Annotated in this window: 17 protein-coding genes; 7 read left to right on the forward strand and 10 right to left on the reverse strand. The window is 67.4% G+C overall.

Going from position 1 to position 14,258, the window contains the following annotated elements:
- Positions 1-28 precede the first annotated feature (28 nt).
- Positions 29-934, forward strand: a complete 906-nt coding sequence (locus LGM42_RS22060; RefSeq protein ID WP_226233176.1) for a ketopantoate reductase family protein — start codon at positions 29-31, stop codon at positions 932-934.
- Positions 935-1,053: 119 nt separating this feature from the next.
- Here the strand turns inward: LGM42_RS22060 and LGM42_RS22065 are convergent, their stop codons facing one another.
- From LGM42_RS22065 to LGM42_RS22075, 3 genes are all read right to left on the reverse strand, one after another.
- Entirely contained in the window at positions 1,054-2,517 is a 1,464-nt protein-coding gene (locus LGM42_RS22065; protein WP_059639003.1) for a catalase, read from the reverse strand.
- 306 nt (positions 2,518-2,823) lie between these two features.
- Positions 2,824-3,693: an anti-sigma factor gene (locus LGM42_RS22070; RefSeq protein ID WP_226233177.1), complete on the reverse strand. Its 870-nt coding sequence runs from the start codon at positions 3,691-3,693 to the stop codon at positions 2,824-2,826.
- A gap of 20 nt (positions 3,694-3,713) precedes the next feature.
- Complete coding sequence (locus LGM42_RS22075) at positions 3,714-4,262, reverse strand: RNA polymerase sigma factor (protein ID WP_226233178.1); 549 nt, start codon at positions 4,260-4,262, stop codon at positions 3,714-3,716.
- 307 nt (positions 4,263-4,569) lie between these two features.
- Between LGM42_RS22075 and LGM42_RS22080 the strand changes: the two genes are divergently transcribed.
- Both LGM42_RS22080 and LGM42_RS33245 read left to right on the forward strand, forming a co-directional pair.
- Positions 4,570-4,755 carry a hypothetical protein gene (locus LGM42_RS22080; RefSeq protein ID WP_226233179.1) on the forward strand — a complete coding sequence of 62 codons (186 nt, stop codon included), beginning with the start codon at positions 4,570-4,572 and terminating at the stop codon, positions 4,753-4,755.
- Positions 4,752-5,060 (forward strand): cupin domain-containing protein, encoded by a 309-nt coding sequence (locus LGM42_RS33245; RefSeq protein WP_226233180.1) that lies wholly within the window; start codon positions 4,752-4,754, stop codon positions 5,058-5,060. The genes LGM42_RS22080 and LGM42_RS33245 overlap by 4 nt, the downstream gene beginning before the upstream one ends.
- A gap of 10 nt (positions 5,061-5,070) precedes the next feature.
- Here LGM42_RS33245 and LGM42_RS22090 read toward each other — a convergent pair whose 3' ends face one another.
- The 4 genes from LGM42_RS22090 to LGM42_RS22105 all read right to left on the reverse strand — a co-directional run bounded on the left by LGM42_RS22090 (position 5,071) and on the right by LGM42_RS22105 (position 8,710).
- Positions 5,071-6,285 (reverse strand): MFS transporter, encoded by a 1,215-nt coding sequence (locus LGM42_RS22090; RefSeq protein ID WP_226233181.1) that lies wholly within the window; start codon positions 6,283-6,285, stop codon positions 5,071-5,073.
- 11 nt (positions 6,286-6,296) lie between these two features.
- Positions 6,297-7,376, reverse strand: a complete 1,080-nt coding sequence (locus tag LGM42_RS22095) for a sensor histidine kinase (RefSeq protein WP_060309958.1) — start codon at positions 7,374-7,376, stop codon at positions 6,297-6,299.
- A gap of 133 nt (positions 7,377-7,509) precedes the next feature.
- A complete protein-coding gene (locus LGM42_RS22100) occupies positions 7,510-7,893 on the reverse strand; it encodes a response regulator transcription factor (protein ID WP_059579247.1) in 384 nt (127 codons plus the stop codon).
- 145 nt (positions 7,894-8,038) lie between these two features.
- On the reverse strand, positions 8,039-8,710 hold the full coding sequence (locus tag LGM42_RS22105; RefSeq protein WP_059638998.1) for a response regulator transcription factor: 672 nt from the start codon (positions 8,708-8,710) through the stop codon (positions 8,039-8,041).
- A gap of 479 nt (positions 8,711-9,189) precedes the next feature.
- On the opposite strand from LGM42_RS22105, the gene LGM42_RS22110 reads away from it, so the two are divergent.
- From LGM42_RS22110 to LGM42_RS22120, 3 genes are all read left to right on the forward strand, one after another.
- The gene (locus LGM42_RS22110; RefSeq protein WP_059638997.1) at positions 9,190-9,420 is read left to right on the forward strand and encodes a DUF4148 domain-containing protein; all 231 of its coding nucleotides are present in this window, start codon (positions 9,190-9,192) and stop codon (positions 9,418-9,420) included.
- A 96-nt stretch (positions 9,421-9,516) separates the two neighbouring features.
- Positions 9,517-10,053 (forward strand): RNA polymerase sigma factor, encoded by a 537-nt coding sequence (locus LGM42_RS22115; protein ID WP_059579252.1) that lies wholly within the window; start codon positions 9,517-9,519, stop codon positions 10,051-10,053.
- Positions 10,054-10,134: 81 nt separating this feature from the next.
- A complete protein-coding gene (locus LGM42_RS22120) occupies positions 10,135-10,584 on the forward strand; it encodes a universal stress protein (protein WP_226094162.1) in 450 nt (149 codons plus the stop codon).
- Between the two features lie 5 nt (positions 10,585-10,589).
- Here the strand turns inward: LGM42_RS22120 and LGM42_RS22125 are convergent, their stop codons facing one another.
- From LGM42_RS22125 to LGM42_RS22135, 3 genes are all read right to left on the reverse strand, one after another.
- Positions 10,590-11,108, reverse strand: coding sequence for a DUF3331 domain-containing protein (locus tag LGM42_RS22125; RefSeq protein WP_226094161.1), 519 nt, complete (start codon positions 11,106-11,108; stop codon positions 10,590-10,592).
- Positions 11,109-11,135: 27 nt separating this feature from the next.
- The gene (locus tag LGM42_RS22130) at positions 11,136-11,525 is read right to left on the reverse strand and encodes a BON domain-containing protein (RefSeq protein WP_059579260.1); all 390 of its coding nucleotides are present in this window, start codon (positions 11,523-11,525) and stop codon (positions 11,136-11,138) included.
- Between the two features lie 297 nt (positions 11,526-11,822).
- On the reverse strand, positions 11,823-13,205 hold the full coding sequence (locus LGM42_RS22135; protein WP_226233182.1) for a sensor histidine kinase: 1,383 nt from the start codon (positions 13,203-13,205) through the stop codon (positions 11,823-11,825).
- Between the two features lie 333 nt (positions 13,206-13,538).
- Here LGM42_RS22135 and LGM42_RS22140 point away from each other — a divergent pair, with 333 nt between their 5' ends.
- A complete protein-coding gene (locus LGM42_RS22140; RefSeq protein WP_059579268.1) occupies positions 13,539-14,216 on the forward strand; it encodes a TetR family transcriptional regulator in 678 nt (225 codons plus the stop codon).
- The last annotated feature ends 42 nt before the right edge of the window (positions 14,217-14,258 follow it).

The raw sequence follows: 14,258 nt of genomic DNA on the forward strand, positions 1-14,258 counted from the left end.
CGTCTACGGTTTCCCCTCTGGAGCAATCATGCGGTTTGCGGTTCTCGGCGCCGGCGCGGTCGGTTGCTACTTCGGCGGCATGCTCGCGCTGCACGGCCACGATGTCGTGTTCATTGGCCGGCCGCTTCACGTCGACGCGATCCGCGCCCACGGCCTGCGCCTGCATACGCGCACGTTCGACCAGCGCGTGCCGGTCGACGCATCGATCCAGACCGACGCGGCCCGATCGGCCGAGGTCGTCCTCGTCTGCGTGAAGTCCGGCGATACGGCCGACGTGGCACGCGCGTTGCGCGACGTGCTGGCCCCGCACGCGATCGTGGTCAGTCTGCAGAACGGCGTGGACAACGCCGCGCTGCTGCGCGCCGAGCTCGACCGCCCCGTCATTTCGGCTGCCGTCTACGTGGCGAGCGAGATGGCCGGCCCGGGCTATTTGCTGCACCATGGCCGCGGCGATCTCGCGATCGAGGCGTCGCCGTCCAGCGAGCGGCTCGCGCACGTGCTGCGCGAAGCGGGCATTCCGACCCGGATCGACGACGACGTGCGCGCGACGCTTTGGCGCAAGTTCATGCTGAATTGCGCGTACAACGCAATTTCCGCGATCGTGCATCTGCCGCTCGGCGAGATGCCGCATCGCGACGCGCTGCGCGCGACGATGCGCGCGACCGTCGCCGAGTGTCTCGCCGTGGCGGCCGCCGAAGGCGTCCATTTCACCGAGGGGCCGGCGGAGATCGTCGCGCAAATCGAAGCGACGATTCCCGCCGGCCAGTATTCGTCCACCGCGCAGGATCTCGCGCGTGGCAAACCGTGCGAGATCGACCACCTGAATGGCGCGATCGTGCGGCGCGGGCTGGCCGCGGGCATCGATACGCCGGTCAACCGGACGCTCCATCTGCTCGTGAAGATGCTCGAAGCGAAGGCCGCCGCCCGCGCGTGACGGGCGGCGGTCGATGCAAACGCGCTTGCGCCGTGCAGGTTCGCCGCACCGCTCCCCGGTCCGCCCGCTTCGTCACCGGGTCGCGGCGTTTGCCGTTGCGCAGCGCCGGATACCGCCGGTCATTCCCGTTCGGCGAACAATCGCTCGAGCGCGGCGGCGATGCCTGCACCGTACGCCGGGTCCGCCCGCGAGCAGTTGTCGATGTGACGCTGCCGCACCGCCGGCGACACGCCGGCAATCTGCCGCGCGGTGGTGTCGAACAAACGCTGCCGCTGCCGTGCGTCCATCAGCCGGAACAAATCGCCGGGCTGCTGGTAATGGTCGTCATCGACGCGATGATCCCAGTGCGCGGCCGCGCCGTCGAGTTCGAGCGGCGGTTCGTCCAGTTGCGGCCGGTCCGACCAGGCGCCGCTGCTGTTGGGCCAGTACGCGGGCGCGCCGCCGAGATTACCGTCGGTGCGCATCGCGCCGTCGCGGTGATAGCTGTGGAACGGGCACTTCGGCGCATTCACCGGAATATGCGCGAAGTTCACGCCGAGCCGGTATCGCTGCGCATCGCCGTAGGAAAAGAGGCGCGCCTGCAACATCCGGTCGGGCGAATAGCCGATGCCCGGCACGACGTTCGCGGGCGAGAACGCGGCCTGCTCCGTCTCGGCGAAGAAATTGTCCGGATTGCGGTTCAGTTCGAATTCGCCGACCTCGATCAGCGGAAATTCGGCCTTCGGCCATACCTTGGTCAGGTCGAACGGGTTGAACCGGAACGCTTTCGCCTGCGCATCGGTCATCACCTGAATGTACAGCGTCCAGCGCGGGAAATTGCCGGCCTCGATGCTGTCGTACAGATCGCGCTGATGGGTTTCGCGGTCCTTCGCGATCAGCGCCTCGGCCTGCGCATCAGTCAGGTTCTCGATGCCTTGCTGCGAGCGGTAGTGGAATTTCACCCACGTCCGTTCGTTCGACGCATTGATCATGCTGTAGGTATGGCTGCCGAAGCCGTGCATGTGCCGGTACGAGCGCGGAATGCCGCGCTCGCTCATGACGATCGTCACCTGGTGCAGCGCCTCGGGAAGCAACGTCCAGAAATCCCAGTTGTTTTCCGCGCTGCGCATGCCCGTGCGCGGGTCGCGCTTGACGGCATGATTGAGATCGGGAAAGCGCAGCGGATCGCGAAAGAAGAACACCGGCGTATTGTTGCCGACGATATCCCAATTCCCTTCCTCGGTGTAGAACTTCAGCGCGAAGCCGCGGATGTCGCGCTCCGCATCGGCCGCGCCGCGCTCGCCGGCCACCGTCGAGAAGCGGACGAACATCGGCGTCTGCTTGCCGATCCCGGAGAACAGTTTCGCCTTCGTATACCGCGAAATGTCGTGCGTCACGGTGAAGGTGCCGTATGCGCCGGCGCCCTTCGCATGCATCCGGCGCTCCGGGATCACTTCGCGATCGAAGTGCGCGAGCTTCTCGATCAGCCAGACGTCCTGCAGCAACGCGGGGCCGCGCGGGCCGGCCGTCTGGATGTTCACGTTGTTGCTGACTGGTGCGCCGTTCGCATGCGCAAGTTCGCGCGGAACCCGATTCTCTGACATGTCCAGTTTCCCCCAACCGTCTGCGGTTTCGATTCGTCGGTCGCGCGCATCCCGCCACGGGTTCAGGTATCGCGCGTCGTGAGGACGGCCGTCGGCCGATCCATGCATCGATTAGAAACGGGCGATGTATCCGGGATTTGTCTGGCGTGTATCCGTTTGTACGCGCCGCGCCGTCAGGCCTGTTCGGACCATGCCGGCATGCACCCGCAATGGGGTGAAGCCGTAGCGGCATCGTCGCGCGCCGCACGGGATCGCCTCATCGCGACATCGCGGTGCCGGCAACCTCGGCGTGCCCATTCGTGTTGCTTACGATCGTTCATCGGCGGCGATCCGCTCGCCGAGCGCGCCGAGGTCCGTCTCGCCGGACGCCGCGATCAGCGCATAGGCCAGGCTGGCCCGGCGCCAGGTCACGACATCCATGTTGCCGATCTGCCGACGGCCGGGCGCGGTATCGGGTCGTTCGTCCTTCATCACGCACAGCGCGACGGGCAGGCCTTTCTCGGGCAGATAGACGATCTGCACGAGCGGCTTGCGGTTGAAGTTCAGGCGCTGGATGCGCTTGAACGTCAAACCGGCCGCGCGCAAGTCCGGAATCCGGATCGGCAGCCCGTCGACACGGTGAACGCTGTCGACCGTACGCGCGACGGCAGCGAGATTCGATGCGTCGGACGCCACCGTATCGCGCGTGTAAAGCTGCTGGTAGTTCACGGCCGCCGTGATCCATGGCGACATCGTCGCCTGCGCGGTCACGGATTCGCGCTGTGCCGCGACATCTCGCACAGCCGTGTCCGGGGCATAGCGCAGGATGGCGCCGCAACTGAACGCGCCGGCGACGAAGGCCACCGCGAGCCACGGCACCATCGCGCGCACTCGTGAGCGCCCGGGCCGCGGCGACGGCCCGCGGCGCCCGGGCGGCGGGGCCGGCACCGCGGCGCGCCGATCGTCTGCGTTCGCGAACGGCGCCGCCGGCGCGGCATGCGCGTGCGCGAGCCCGTCGACCTCGCGGACGAGGCGCGGCGGCACGGGCGGCACCGGCTGTCGCCCGAACGCACGCCGATACGGCAACACCGACGCTTCGAACAACGCAACGCGCGCGGCGATCTCTGCCGACGTTTCGATCGCCCTGTCGACTTCGGCGCTTTCATGCGGCGCAAGTTCGCCATCCACGTATGCCATGAGCAGGATGTCGTCCATTTTCATGCCCCCTGGTCTTCGGCATTCGCCGCGCGCGTTGCACGCGGTGCGCCTTGCTCGCCGAACAGCGCACCGATCGCCTGGCGTGCACGTGACAACCGGCTCATGATCGTGCCGAGCGGTACGTCGAGTACGTTGGCCGCTTCCCTGTACGTGAAACCCTCGACGCCGACCAGCAACATGACGACGCGCTGCGCTTCCGGCAACTGCTGCACCGCCCGGACGATCTGTGCATCGAGCGCCTGCTGCTCGAAGGTTGACGCCGCGGGATCGGCCACGGTTTCCAGCAGTTCATCGTCCCAGTCCATGCCCGCGCGCCGCCGCACGCTGCGCGCGCGAAGCTCGTTGAGCCACGTGGACTGGACGATCGAGAACATCCAGCTGAGCGGCGCGGTTTCCGGCTGCAACTGATGGGCGCGTTCGAGTGCGCGCACGCACGCACACTGCACGAGATCCTCGGCATCGTGCCGATCGCCGGCGAGGCGCAGCGCGAAAATCCATAGACGCGGCAGCATTGCGGGGAGCATCGCGGACAGTTCGGCGGCGGTCATCGACGTCGAGCCCCCCGCTGTTGCGCCGGGCCGGCGTTGATCGACTGCAGTATCTGACGTGTGTGCATGGGTGTTGGCGAAATTGACCGGGCAGCGGCCCTCCAGCCCGTAAACAGCTGGACGGCCCGGATATTCCATCTGCATCGCGATGTATCCATGCCGCGCACGTACGCAATACGATACAAATCGGTCGGCACGCGGCCGACATGGGCGCGCCCACGCGCGGGTTTTTCCAGGAGAATGGCGCTGCAACGGCGAGCACCCTTTCGCGTGATCGTCCAGGACAACTTCCACGGAGAGACTACCGATGTACCGACATGCACTCGCCACGCTGGTCTTCACCGGCATCGCGATCTCGAATGCAGCGTGCGCGCAGACCATCAAGCCGATCAAGGCGTCGGCCTCCGACCTGGCCGGCGCCATCTTCGCGCGCGGCGACGCGGCGACGCGGCGAAGCAGGATGCCGCTCCCGGGCACGGCGCGGATGCCGTGACGTTCACGTCCACCGACACGGCCTTCCAGACCGGCGTGTACCGATCCGGGCCCTCGCACGAGGAAATCGCCGGTCCGCAGGGGCTGCCGTACAACGAATTCCTGTACTTCCTGTCCGGCAGCGTGAAACTGACGTCGTCCGACGGTTCGGTGATGGTCGTGAAGACCGGCGAAGCGGTCACGCTGCCGAAGGGATGGACCGGGCATTTCGACACGCCCGGCTATACCAAGCTCTACGCGACGTACAACCCCGACGACGCGAGACCCGCCCCCTCCGCCTCGCAACCTCCGGCAGCGGCGCGATAGCGCACGGGGCTCAGCACGCCGCCGGCGCCATCCGCTTCCGGTGTTCGACGATGGAAAGTACCAGCGCCGCCAATCCGCATGCGGCGATGAGCGTGAGCAGCATCGTCCGGCCCAGGTTGACCAGCACCAGGCTGCCGAGCGCCGGGAAGCCGAACACGCCGACGAAATAGGACGCGACGAACCACGTGAGCACCGCGTGCCGGTGCCGCGTGTGCGCGCTGTTGACGGCTTGCGCCTGCACGATCGGATAGATCAGGCCGTAGCCGGTGCCGAGCAGCACGGCGCTGGCCGAGTGAAGCAGCGCGTTGTGCGGCACCGCGAACGTCACCGCGACGCTCAGGATCATGAAGCCGAGGAGGATCTGCGTGGTCGCGTCGACGCGCATCCGGATCACGAGCGCGCCGAGCAGCCAGCGAATGATGACGACTGTCGCCGAATACAGGCCGAAGAACGTTCCGGCCTTCACGCCGGTTTCCGTCGCCATCGACATCTGGAACGTCATCAGCCCCGAGAACACGCTCGAGCCGAGCGCGATGATGGCGATCGGATAGATCGCGTTCGTGCGGGCGATCGCCGCCATCTCGCGAACCCACCGGTCGCGCGCCGGCCGTGCGGCCGGCGGCGACGCCGGCGACAGGCGGCCGAAATACTCGAGCATCAGCGCGGCCATCGCGCACAAGCCGCCGACGGTGCAAAACACGGTGCCGGTCGTCCAGTGCCAGTTGCGTATCGCGAGCGCCGCAACCGCCGGCCCGCCGCCGACGCCGGCCATCTGGAACGACCCGAACCGCAGGAACCAGCGCTCGCGCTCGTGATCGGTGGTGCGCTCGGCGAGCATCATCGGCGCGGCCAGATAGAAGCCGCCCCAGCCGACTCCGACGAGCAGCCCGGGCACGGCGCTCAACGAGCCGGTGCGCCCGATCAGCGCGAAGCCGACGACGCCCGCGCCGACGATGAGCGCGGCCAGCGCGGTGGTGCGAGCCGTGCCGATCCAGCGGGCCAGCCACGCGACGAGCGGCAGGCCGAGCAGCGCACCGACCAGCGCCTGGACGAGCGCGATGCCGGTATCGATCTCGCCCCCGCCCGCCGAACGGAAATGCATCGACAGCAGGAACGTCGCGCCGTATCCGCACGCGGTCAGCAGCGCGCCGAGCAGCACGAACGACGCAACGCGCGGGGACATCGCATCCGCACCGGCCATCACGCCCCCTGTTCGTTTCGACATGCCGTATCGGCTCACGCGACCGCAAGCGGCAGCGTCACTGTCGCCTCGAGGCCGCCGGTGCTGCGGTTGTTCAATTGCAGTTCGCCCTGCATCGCCTGCGTCAACCGACGCGCGATCGCGAGCCCGAGCCCCGAGCCCGGCGCACGCGCGGCCGTCTGCGGCGCGCGGTACCACGGCTTGAACACCGCCTCGAGCTCAGCCGGCACGATGCCCGGCCCGGAATCCACGACCGTCAGCATCACGCGCCGCGCGTCGACCCGCACGCATACGCGAACGTCGTCCCCATAACGCAATGCGTTGTCGATCAGGTTGACGAGCACACGGCGCAGCGCATGCGGGAAGGTCACGAGCGGAAGGCCCACGCGTCCGTCGAGGCCGATGCGCTGGCCGGCGTCGCGATAGTTGCCGACCAGCGCACCGAGCAGCGCATCGGCGTCGACGCGGCGCGGCGGCTCCGGCACGCTGCATTGCAGCCGTGCGCACACAAGGCTCGCCTCGACGAGCTCATTCATCTCCGCCAGATCGCGCTCGATCGCGTCGCGCAACGCGCCGTCCTCCAGCATCCCGCTGCGCAGCATCAACCGCGTGAGCGGCGTACGCAGGTCATGCGCATAGGCGGCCAGCACGTGCAGCAATTCCGTCATGCGCTCGGCGTGCTGGCGGTGCGCGCCGTCGATCGCGCGCGCGAGTTTCGCCACCGACGGCGCACCGCGCTGGCTCAACGTGTCGGGCAGCGATTCGATGCCGTTGTCCCCGATCGCATCGGCCAGGCGGCCGACGGTCGCGTCCAGTCTCATCAGGCGGAGCAGCTTCAGCCCCAGTACCGCCGCGACCAGTGCCACCAGGGCCGCGAATGCAGCGGCGATCAGCAGCTCGTGCGTCGCCGCCGTCTGCCACGCGCGCGCGAGCATCGCGCGCACGTCGTACATCGCCGCCGCGACCAGCAGCACACCGGCTGCGAGCATGAAGCGCACCGGCCAGACGACGAACTCGCGCGCATGCGCGAAGATCGTGCGGACGAGGGCGCGCAGCGCGCGCGTGAGCCTGGACTCAAACAAGGCTTCTGACGATAAAGTCGGAAAGTTCGCCATCTTGGTTCTCCTGTCGCCGTCGCCGCGGACGGTACGAGACAGATGAAAACACGCAGCGGGGCCGCGCACCATCAAACAAGCGGCCATTCATCCCCTACGAAGGTTTAGGTTGGCAGCGCGGCACGGCCGCCGATCAGACGTAACCGAGCGCACGCGCGAGCCACGTTTCGAGCTCCCGCGCATCGAGCGGCTTTTCCAGCAGGCACAGCGCGGTGCTCGCGCGCACGCGCTCGCGTTCGCGCGCCGTCGCGAACGCCGTGACGAACAGCGTGGGAATGCGCAGGCCCAGCGCGTCGATCCGCGCCAGCAGGTCGATGCCGTCCATCGCCGGCATCTGGACGTCGCAGATCAGGCAACCCGCGCGGCGCGACACGTCCGACGCGAGGAATGCCGCTCCCGACGCGAACTCGCACGCGTTCCCGCCCAGCGACCGCACGAGGCTTCTCACGGCGGCGCGCACGAACGGGTCGTCGTCGACAATCGCTACGAGATCGGTGGCTGAGAGTGAAAGAGGCATCCGTGCTGATGGCGAGGGGAACGGACCGGCCCGTCCCACATACTGCGATCCAGATCGCCAGCATACCCGCGCGCTGCCGCGCCGCCACCATATCTACGTATGGGTCGGCCTTGCGCCGACCGCGCTCGGCCCGGGCCGGTTCACGCTAATCGCCCGCGGGCAGCTCGATGCCGAGCGCACTCATCTTGCGCACCAGTTCGGCGACCGAACGGCATTTCATCTTTCGCATCGCCTGGCCGCGATGGATCTTCGCCGTGATCTCCGCAATGCCCATGTTCCCTGCCACCTGCTTGTTCATCAGCCCCGTCGCGACGTGTTGCAGCACCTCGCGTTCGCGCGGCGTCAGCGATTCCCAGCATGCGCGCAGGTCGAGCAGCGACTGGCTGGCCTCCAGGCGCTTCGCGTCGCGCTCAAGCGCCGCCACCACTGCATCGATCATTTCCTGGTCGTGAAACGGCTTGGTCAGGAAATCCACCGCGCCCGCCTTCATCGCCTTCACCGTCATCGCGATGTCGCCGTGCCCCGTCATGAAGATGATCGGCATCTGCGGACCGCCGTTCTCGACCAGCGACTTCTGGAACGCGATCCCGCTTTGCCCGCGCAACCGCACGTCGAGCACGAGGCACGACGGGCCGCTGCCCTTCGGCGCCGCGAGAAATGCTTCGGTCGACGCAAATGCGTGCACCTCCAGGTCGATCGAGCGCAGCAGGCCGGTCAACGCGGCCCGCACGAATTCGTCGTCGTCGACGACGTAGACGACACGGCCGCTTTGGTCTTCGGATGAAGGCGCCACGTTTGGCATTCTGATCTCGGGCATTGCAATTCTTCGCTTGTGAATGTGCTGGAGCGGCCGCGGTCGGTTCGACGGCATCGCGACGCACGCCGCGCGGCGCGCGGCACCCTTGAAAACACGCACCCCCGCGGATTATTCCAGCCGCCCTCCGCCGCGGCAACCGCGGGCCGCGCACCCGCGGTTCATGCCCCGCCTCGACTTCGTCACGCGCGCGGCACTCGCGCGTACGGCGGCACCGGCGCGCAGACGAACGCGAACGTCGCTTGCCCGACCCGCTCCGCTTGCGCCCGCCGTCGCGCGCATCTGTATCCGCATGTATCGGGTTTTCGCATCGATACATGACCTTGCAAAACGGCGCGCACCGGACACATGCGAGATACCTGCCAGGCGCTCAATACACACACGGCGGCACCTGACGCCAACCACGACGCGGCGGCCCCATGCGGGCGTCGCCATCGGGTGCCGCGACTCCGTTCCGATCCATCCCGCTCCAGGAGATTCACATGAATGCCTCGAAAATCACCTTCGTGCTCGCCGCCCTTGCAACCACCGCATCGGTGTACGCGGCGTCCCCCGCCGAATCGGCCGCCGCCGGTTACGACGCACCGGCTGCCACGCAATGGGCGCCCGTCGCCGCGATGCCGAAGACCCGCTCGGAAGTCCGCCACGAGCTCGCGCTCGCGCGTCGGAACGGCGAGCTCGACGCGCTCAGGAAGCTCTATTCCGGGCATTGATCGCCCGTCCTGCCAACCGGCCGGGTACCGGCGCGCACCGCCGGCATCCGCGCCGTCACCGCGTTGCCCCCGCGACTTCGGGCACGCCGCCTTCCCATGAAGCGAACCGAACTTGCAACGATGCTTCCCGACCTGCTGCCGCGCCTGCGGTCGTTCGCGATGCGGTTGACCGCGAATCGACACGACGCGGACGAGCTCGTGCAGCGCGCCTGCCTTCGCGCCCTCGAACGCGCCCATCAGTTGCGGGCCGGCACATCGCCCGTCAGCTGGGTCTTCTCGATCATCCATTCGATCTGGCTCAACGAACTGCGCCGGCGCAATCATCGCGATCGCCTGCTGCTCGAATGGAGCCACGCAGCGGCGGAGACGGTCGCCGATCCGCGCGCCGCATCCGAGACGCGCGTCGCCGTCGGCCAGATCCTCGCCGCCGTCGAGCGGTTGCCGGCATCGCAGCGCAGTGCGCTGCTGCTCGTCAGCATCGACGGACTCAGCTATCGGCAAGCCGCCGCCGCACTGGACGTCCCGGTCGGCACCATCATGAGCCGGATATCGCGGGCGCGCAAAGCGATTCGCGTCGCGCTCGATGCATCCGGCACGGCGCACGCGCGGCTTGCACGACCGGCCGCGGAATAAACCGCGCGCGTCGCGTGTTCAGTGTAGGCAAGCGCTTCCGCGACGACGGAGGCACCCGGCCCTTCACGACTCGAAACCCACATGTCAGCGCTTTCCAGGATGCTACTCGTCTATGACGGAACCGATGAGGCTCAGGCCGCGCTTGCGCGATGTTCGGCGCTGTCGCGCGCGCTGTCCGCGGCGGTCGACGTCGTGGCCGTGGTCGACCCGGCAACCGCGAACGCGCAGTCGGCCGGGCTGCTCAGCGATCTCGCGCACCGTCGTCTCGAGGAGTTCGCCCGGGACGAACTGCAACGCGCGCTCGGCACGCTCGCCGACGACGGCATCGTCGCGCGCGGCTTCGTGCGCTTCGGACGTGCGGCCGATGCCGTCGCCGCGCATGCGATGACGACGCGCGCCGACCTGGTCGTCGTCGGGCACCGGGCCCGCAGCGGAATCGCGCGCTGGTGGCGCGGGCGCCCCGTCCATTTCGATCTGGCCGAGCGCCTTCGCGGCGTGTCCCTGATCGTCGTGACGGTCGATGCGGCGTAGGCCCGTCACGCGGCCGCCTCGACCCGCTCGACCGCGTCGTGCACCGGTGCGTCGCTGCATGGCGCAATGGTCGCGGCGAGGATCATGCGCTGCCGATTGGCACTCAGGCAGACATCGCTCGCGCGCGGACGAAACACGCGGTCACCGCGCTCGATCGCGCGCCCCGTCAACGCGCAGACCGCCGGCGCGCGCGCGCGGCTCCTGCACCAGATCTGCTCGGTGTATCGCCCCGAACGCGCATCGCTCCATGACACGCTGATCAACGACGACGAAAGGCGCTCGATCACCGCGATCGCGGAAAGCGGCTCGTCTCGCGCGAATGCGCGATCGTCGTCGTCCAGGCGCAAGCCGAGGCGACGCGACTTGTATCGCGTGCGCTGCGCCTGCAGGCACACGTCGCGTTGCTCCAGCGAAGGATGGAGGACATTGATCAACGTGCGAATCATGATGTCTGCTTCAGGCAGTGTCGCCATCACCCTTTCTCCCACCGATCGGGTCAGTCGTATGAAAGCGGGCGCACGCATGCCGCCGGCGATGCGCCCGCGCGTCGCTCAGGCGCCGCCTTCCTCGCGCAGCGTGAGCCGGCTGTTGACCGACGTGACGCCGCGCACCTTGCGCGCCGCCTCGACCGCCAGACGATCCTGGTCTTCACTCGTGATCTGGCCCGACAGCGTGACGCGTCCGGTCGCCGCGTTGCCGAACACCGCGATCGGCATGCCTTCCAGCCCCTTCGTCCGGTACAACGCCTTCTCGACCGTGCGCGAGAACGTGCGGTTGGCTGCCCGCACCGCCTTCTTCGACGTGCCGGCCGCCGGCGTGGACGTGACCGCGGCGTTCGCGCCGGCGGTATCGAGCCGCTCGTCGGCGAACGCGCGCAGGTTGACGCCTGCGATCAGGACGACGGCCAGGCCGCCGGTTACGACGATGTGTCGGAGTTTCATGATGGATTCCTTGGATGTCTGGTATCGAGTCGACCACTACGCATGTGCCGGTGACCTGCATCGTCACGATGCGAACGGATCGCGCGTGCGCAGCTTCGCGCATCAGGCGCGACGCATGCCGCGAAACCGTCGTCGTTGCGATCCGTGTACCGGTGGAACCAGCATAAGGGGATGTGTCGACGCGCTCCATAGCATCTGCAGGTGTTCGGGGTGATGCATCGGCATGAGGTATCGCATACGTTGGTATAGGCATCCGGTCCGTTCATGCGCATCCGCTCGCGATCGAGCCTGGCCCGCTCACATCGGAAACAGCGGAAGCGTCACCGTCGCCCGCGTTCCGCCGTCCGGCCGCGGCGTCAGCGCGAGCTGACCGTGATGCGCGTCGACGATGGATTTGCAGATCGACAATCCCATGCCCATTCCGTGCGGCTTCGTGGTGAACAGCGGCTCGAAGAGACGCGCGGCCAGCTGCGGATCGAAGCCGTCGCCGCGATCGTCGATCCGGATGCACACCCGGTTCCGGTCCGACTCGCACGTCAGTACGATGACACGCTCGTGCTCGGGCGTGCGAAGCATGGACTCGGCGCCGTTCATCAGCAGGCTGATGATCGCCTGCTGCAACTGCGTGCGTTCGCCGCGCATCGGCAGCGGCGCCGCGCATCCGTCGATCCGCAAACGCACCTTCATCGCGTCGAGCGTGCTTTCCAGGATGTCGGCCGTCTCGCGCAGTGCATCCGCGAGATCGAACTCGGCGAACACCGGCGCCGCCTGCCGCGCCTTCGCGCGCAACGCGCTGATGATGGTCCGCGCACGCACCGCGCATGCGCAGATGTGCGCGAGCATCTCGCGGGCCGCGTCGATATTCGGCACGCCGCGATCGAGCCAGTTCAGCCCGGCGCGCGCCGACGTGTCGATCGCCGTGACCGGCTGCGCGACCTCGTGCACGATCGACGCCGCCAGCTCGCCGTACGCGGTGAGCCGGCCGACGCGATCCATCTCGGACTGTGCGTCGCGCATCGCCGCTTCCATCGTGGACAGCCGCGCGTGCTGCGCGGCAAGCTCGTCGCGCAACCGCAGGTTCTCCAGAACGAACCCCGCGTGCAGCGCGATCATCTCCACGAGCGCGACCTTCGCCGGCGTGAAGATGCCCGGCAAGTCGCCGTGTTCGAGATACAGCGCACCGAGCAATGCGCCGTTGCATCGGATCGGCACGCAGATCACCGCGCGCGGCTTGCGCCGGCGCACGTAGTCGTCGGTGCGCCATTGGTCGGCCGCGCAGGCGTCGCGCAGCACGAGTCCGTTGCGCAGGTGCACGGCGGCGGCGACGATCGGAACCGGCAGTCGATCGGCCGGCGGTCGCTCCCGGCGCGGCGCATTCGGCGCGGTCGCGTCGGCGGCCCGCTCCCAGCCGCCTTCGCGCAGGACCGCGATCGCCCCCCACGTGGCCGCCACGCCGTGCATCGCGGCATCGAGCAGCGCGCCGATGCGCGCCGCCGGCGGCACCTCGCCGGCCATCGCGCGCGACACGTGACGCAACACGTGCATGTCCGGCGCGAGCAGCGATCGACCCATCAGTTCGTCGAGGACCGGGCTCATGTCGGGACCGGCCGCGTCGGCGGCCGATTTCCACACCGTCCGCGCAGCGAAAGCGCTGCAGGAATCGTCGAGTTCGTTGTTCATGCGTCTATCTCCCGCGTACCGGATTTCGGCCTCGTCCGACCTGAATTCTACGTTTCATGTAGTGAGTACTCCACAAACGAATGTTAGCAGCACTTTCTCGAAATAAAAATGTGAAGATACGTTTCCAGCGCGTTATCCGGCGGCCGACCACCCCCAAATCACCACCATAAATTGTTGATTCATATCGATATTTATCTTTTGTTGCGCACCGCCCGCGAGATCAGTAGAATCCTCACATTCATGTAGCGTTCCCTGTATCAAATTCAAGGAATGCCGCCATCTCGGGTATTTTCATGCGGCATGGCCATGCGGCCGTGCCGGCGTAGGAACGGTATGACTCAGGCAGCAAAAGGCAAGGCGGTGCGCGGAACCGGTGTCCGGGAGGCAGCGGCACAGGAAACCCGCGACAAGATCCTGCGCGCGGCGACCAAGGTGTTCGCGCGCTACGGCTACGAAGGCGGCAGCGTGGAGCGGATTTCCAGGCTGGCGAAGTCCTATGACCGGATGATCTACTACTACTACGGGAGCAAGGAGGGGCTGTTCGTCGCGGTGCTCGAGGGCATCTACCGGCGGATGGACGAGGCGGAGCTCAGGATGGCGCCCGATCCTTCGGATCCCGTCGAAGCGCTGAAGTCCGTGATCCGCTTCAAACTGGACTACTATTGGCGCAATCCCGATTTCATCACGCTGCTCAATACCGAGAACCTGCACCAGGGCAAGCACTTGTCGAAGCTCGAGCGGCGCGGCGAATATTCGTCGCACGCGGTGCAGATCGTCACACGGATTCTCGACAGCGGTGTCGAACAGGGGTTGTTCCGCAGCGGGTTGAACGCGCGCGACGTATTCCTGCTGATCATTTCGGCCGCGTATTTTTATACGTCGAACCGTTATACGCTGTCCGCATTCCTCGGCGAGGAACTGAATGCGCCGGATGCCATGCGCCGCTGGGAAGCGTTCGTGATCGACAGCGTGCTGCGGGTCGTCCGCAAGGATGCATCGACCGGCGATTGAATGCGTTGCGTGCCGAGATCGGCGCGCGTAATCATGAAGATT

Origin of the sequence: Burkholderia sp. AU39826 (genome assembly GCF_020419965.1) — a bacterium.
In the GTDB taxonomy this organism is placed as follows: Bacteria; Pseudomonadota; Gammaproteobacteria; order Burkholderiales; family Burkholderiaceae; genus Burkholderia; species Burkholderia semiarida.

Excerpts from the sequence above, each read along its gene's own strand:
- LGM42_RS22060 (WP_226233176.1), top strand. The coding sequence starts at position 29 with ATGCGGTTTGCGGTTCTCGGCGCCGGCGCGGTCGGTTGCTACTTCGGC.
- LGM42_RS22065 (WP_059639003.1), bottom strand. The coding sequence starts at position 2,517 with ATGTCAGAGAATCGGGTTCCGCGCGAACTTGCGCATGCGAACGGCGCA.
- LGM42_RS22070 (WP_226233177.1), bottom strand. The coding sequence starts at position 3,693 with ATGGCATACGTGGATGGCGAACTTGCGCCGCATGAAAGCGCCGAAGTC.
- LGM42_RS22075 (WP_226233178.1), bottom strand. The coding sequence starts at position 4,262 with ATGACCGCCGCCGAACTGTCCGCGATGCTCCCCGCAATGCTGCCGCGT.
- LGM42_RS22080 (WP_226233179.1), top strand. The coding sequence starts at position 4,570 with ATGTACCGACATGCACTCGCCACGCTGGTCTTCACCGGCATCGCGATC.
- LGM42_RS22090 (WP_226233181.1), bottom strand. The coding sequence starts at position 6,285 with ATGTCGAAACGAACAGGGGGCGTGATGGCCGGTGCGGATGCGATGTCC.
- LGM42_RS22095 (WP_060309958.1), bottom strand. The coding sequence starts at position 7,376 with ATGGCGAACTTTCCGACTTTATCGTCAGAAGCCTTGTTTGAGTCCAGG.
- LGM42_RS22100 (WP_059579247.1), bottom strand. The coding sequence starts at position 7,893 with ATGCCTCTTTCACTCTCAGCCACCGATCTCGTAGCGATTGTCGACGAC.
- LGM42_RS22105 (WP_059638998.1), bottom strand. The coding sequence starts at position 8,710 with ATGCCCGAGATCAGAATGCCAAACGTGGCGCCTTCATCCGAAGACCAA.
- LGM42_RS22110 (WP_059638997.1), top strand. The coding sequence starts at position 9,190 with ATGAATGCCTCGAAAATCACCTTCGTGCTCGCCGCCCTTGCAACCACC.
- LGM42_RS22115 (WP_059579252.1), top strand. The coding sequence starts at position 9,517 with ATGAAGCGAACCGAACTTGCAACGATGCTTCCCGACCTGCTGCCGCGC.
- LGM42_RS22120 (WP_226094162.1), top strand. The coding sequence starts at position 10,135 with ATGTCAGCGCTTTCCAGGATGCTACTCGTCTATGACGGAACCGATGAG.
- LGM42_RS22125 (WP_226094161.1), bottom strand. The coding sequence starts at position 11,108 with ATGCGTGCGCCCGCTTTCATACGACTGACCCGATCGGTGGGAGAAAGG.
- LGM42_RS22130 (WP_059579260.1), bottom strand. The coding sequence starts at position 11,525 with ATGAAACTCCGACACATCGTCGTAACCGGCGGCCTGGCCGTCGTCCTG.
- LGM42_RS22135 (WP_226233182.1), bottom strand. The coding sequence starts at position 13,205 with ATGAACAACGAACTCGACGATTCCTGCAGCGCTTTCGCTGCGCGGACG.
- LGM42_RS22140 (WP_059579268.1), top strand. The coding sequence starts at position 13,539 with ATGACTCAGGCAGCAAAAGGCAAGGCGGTGCGCGGAACCGGTGTCCGG.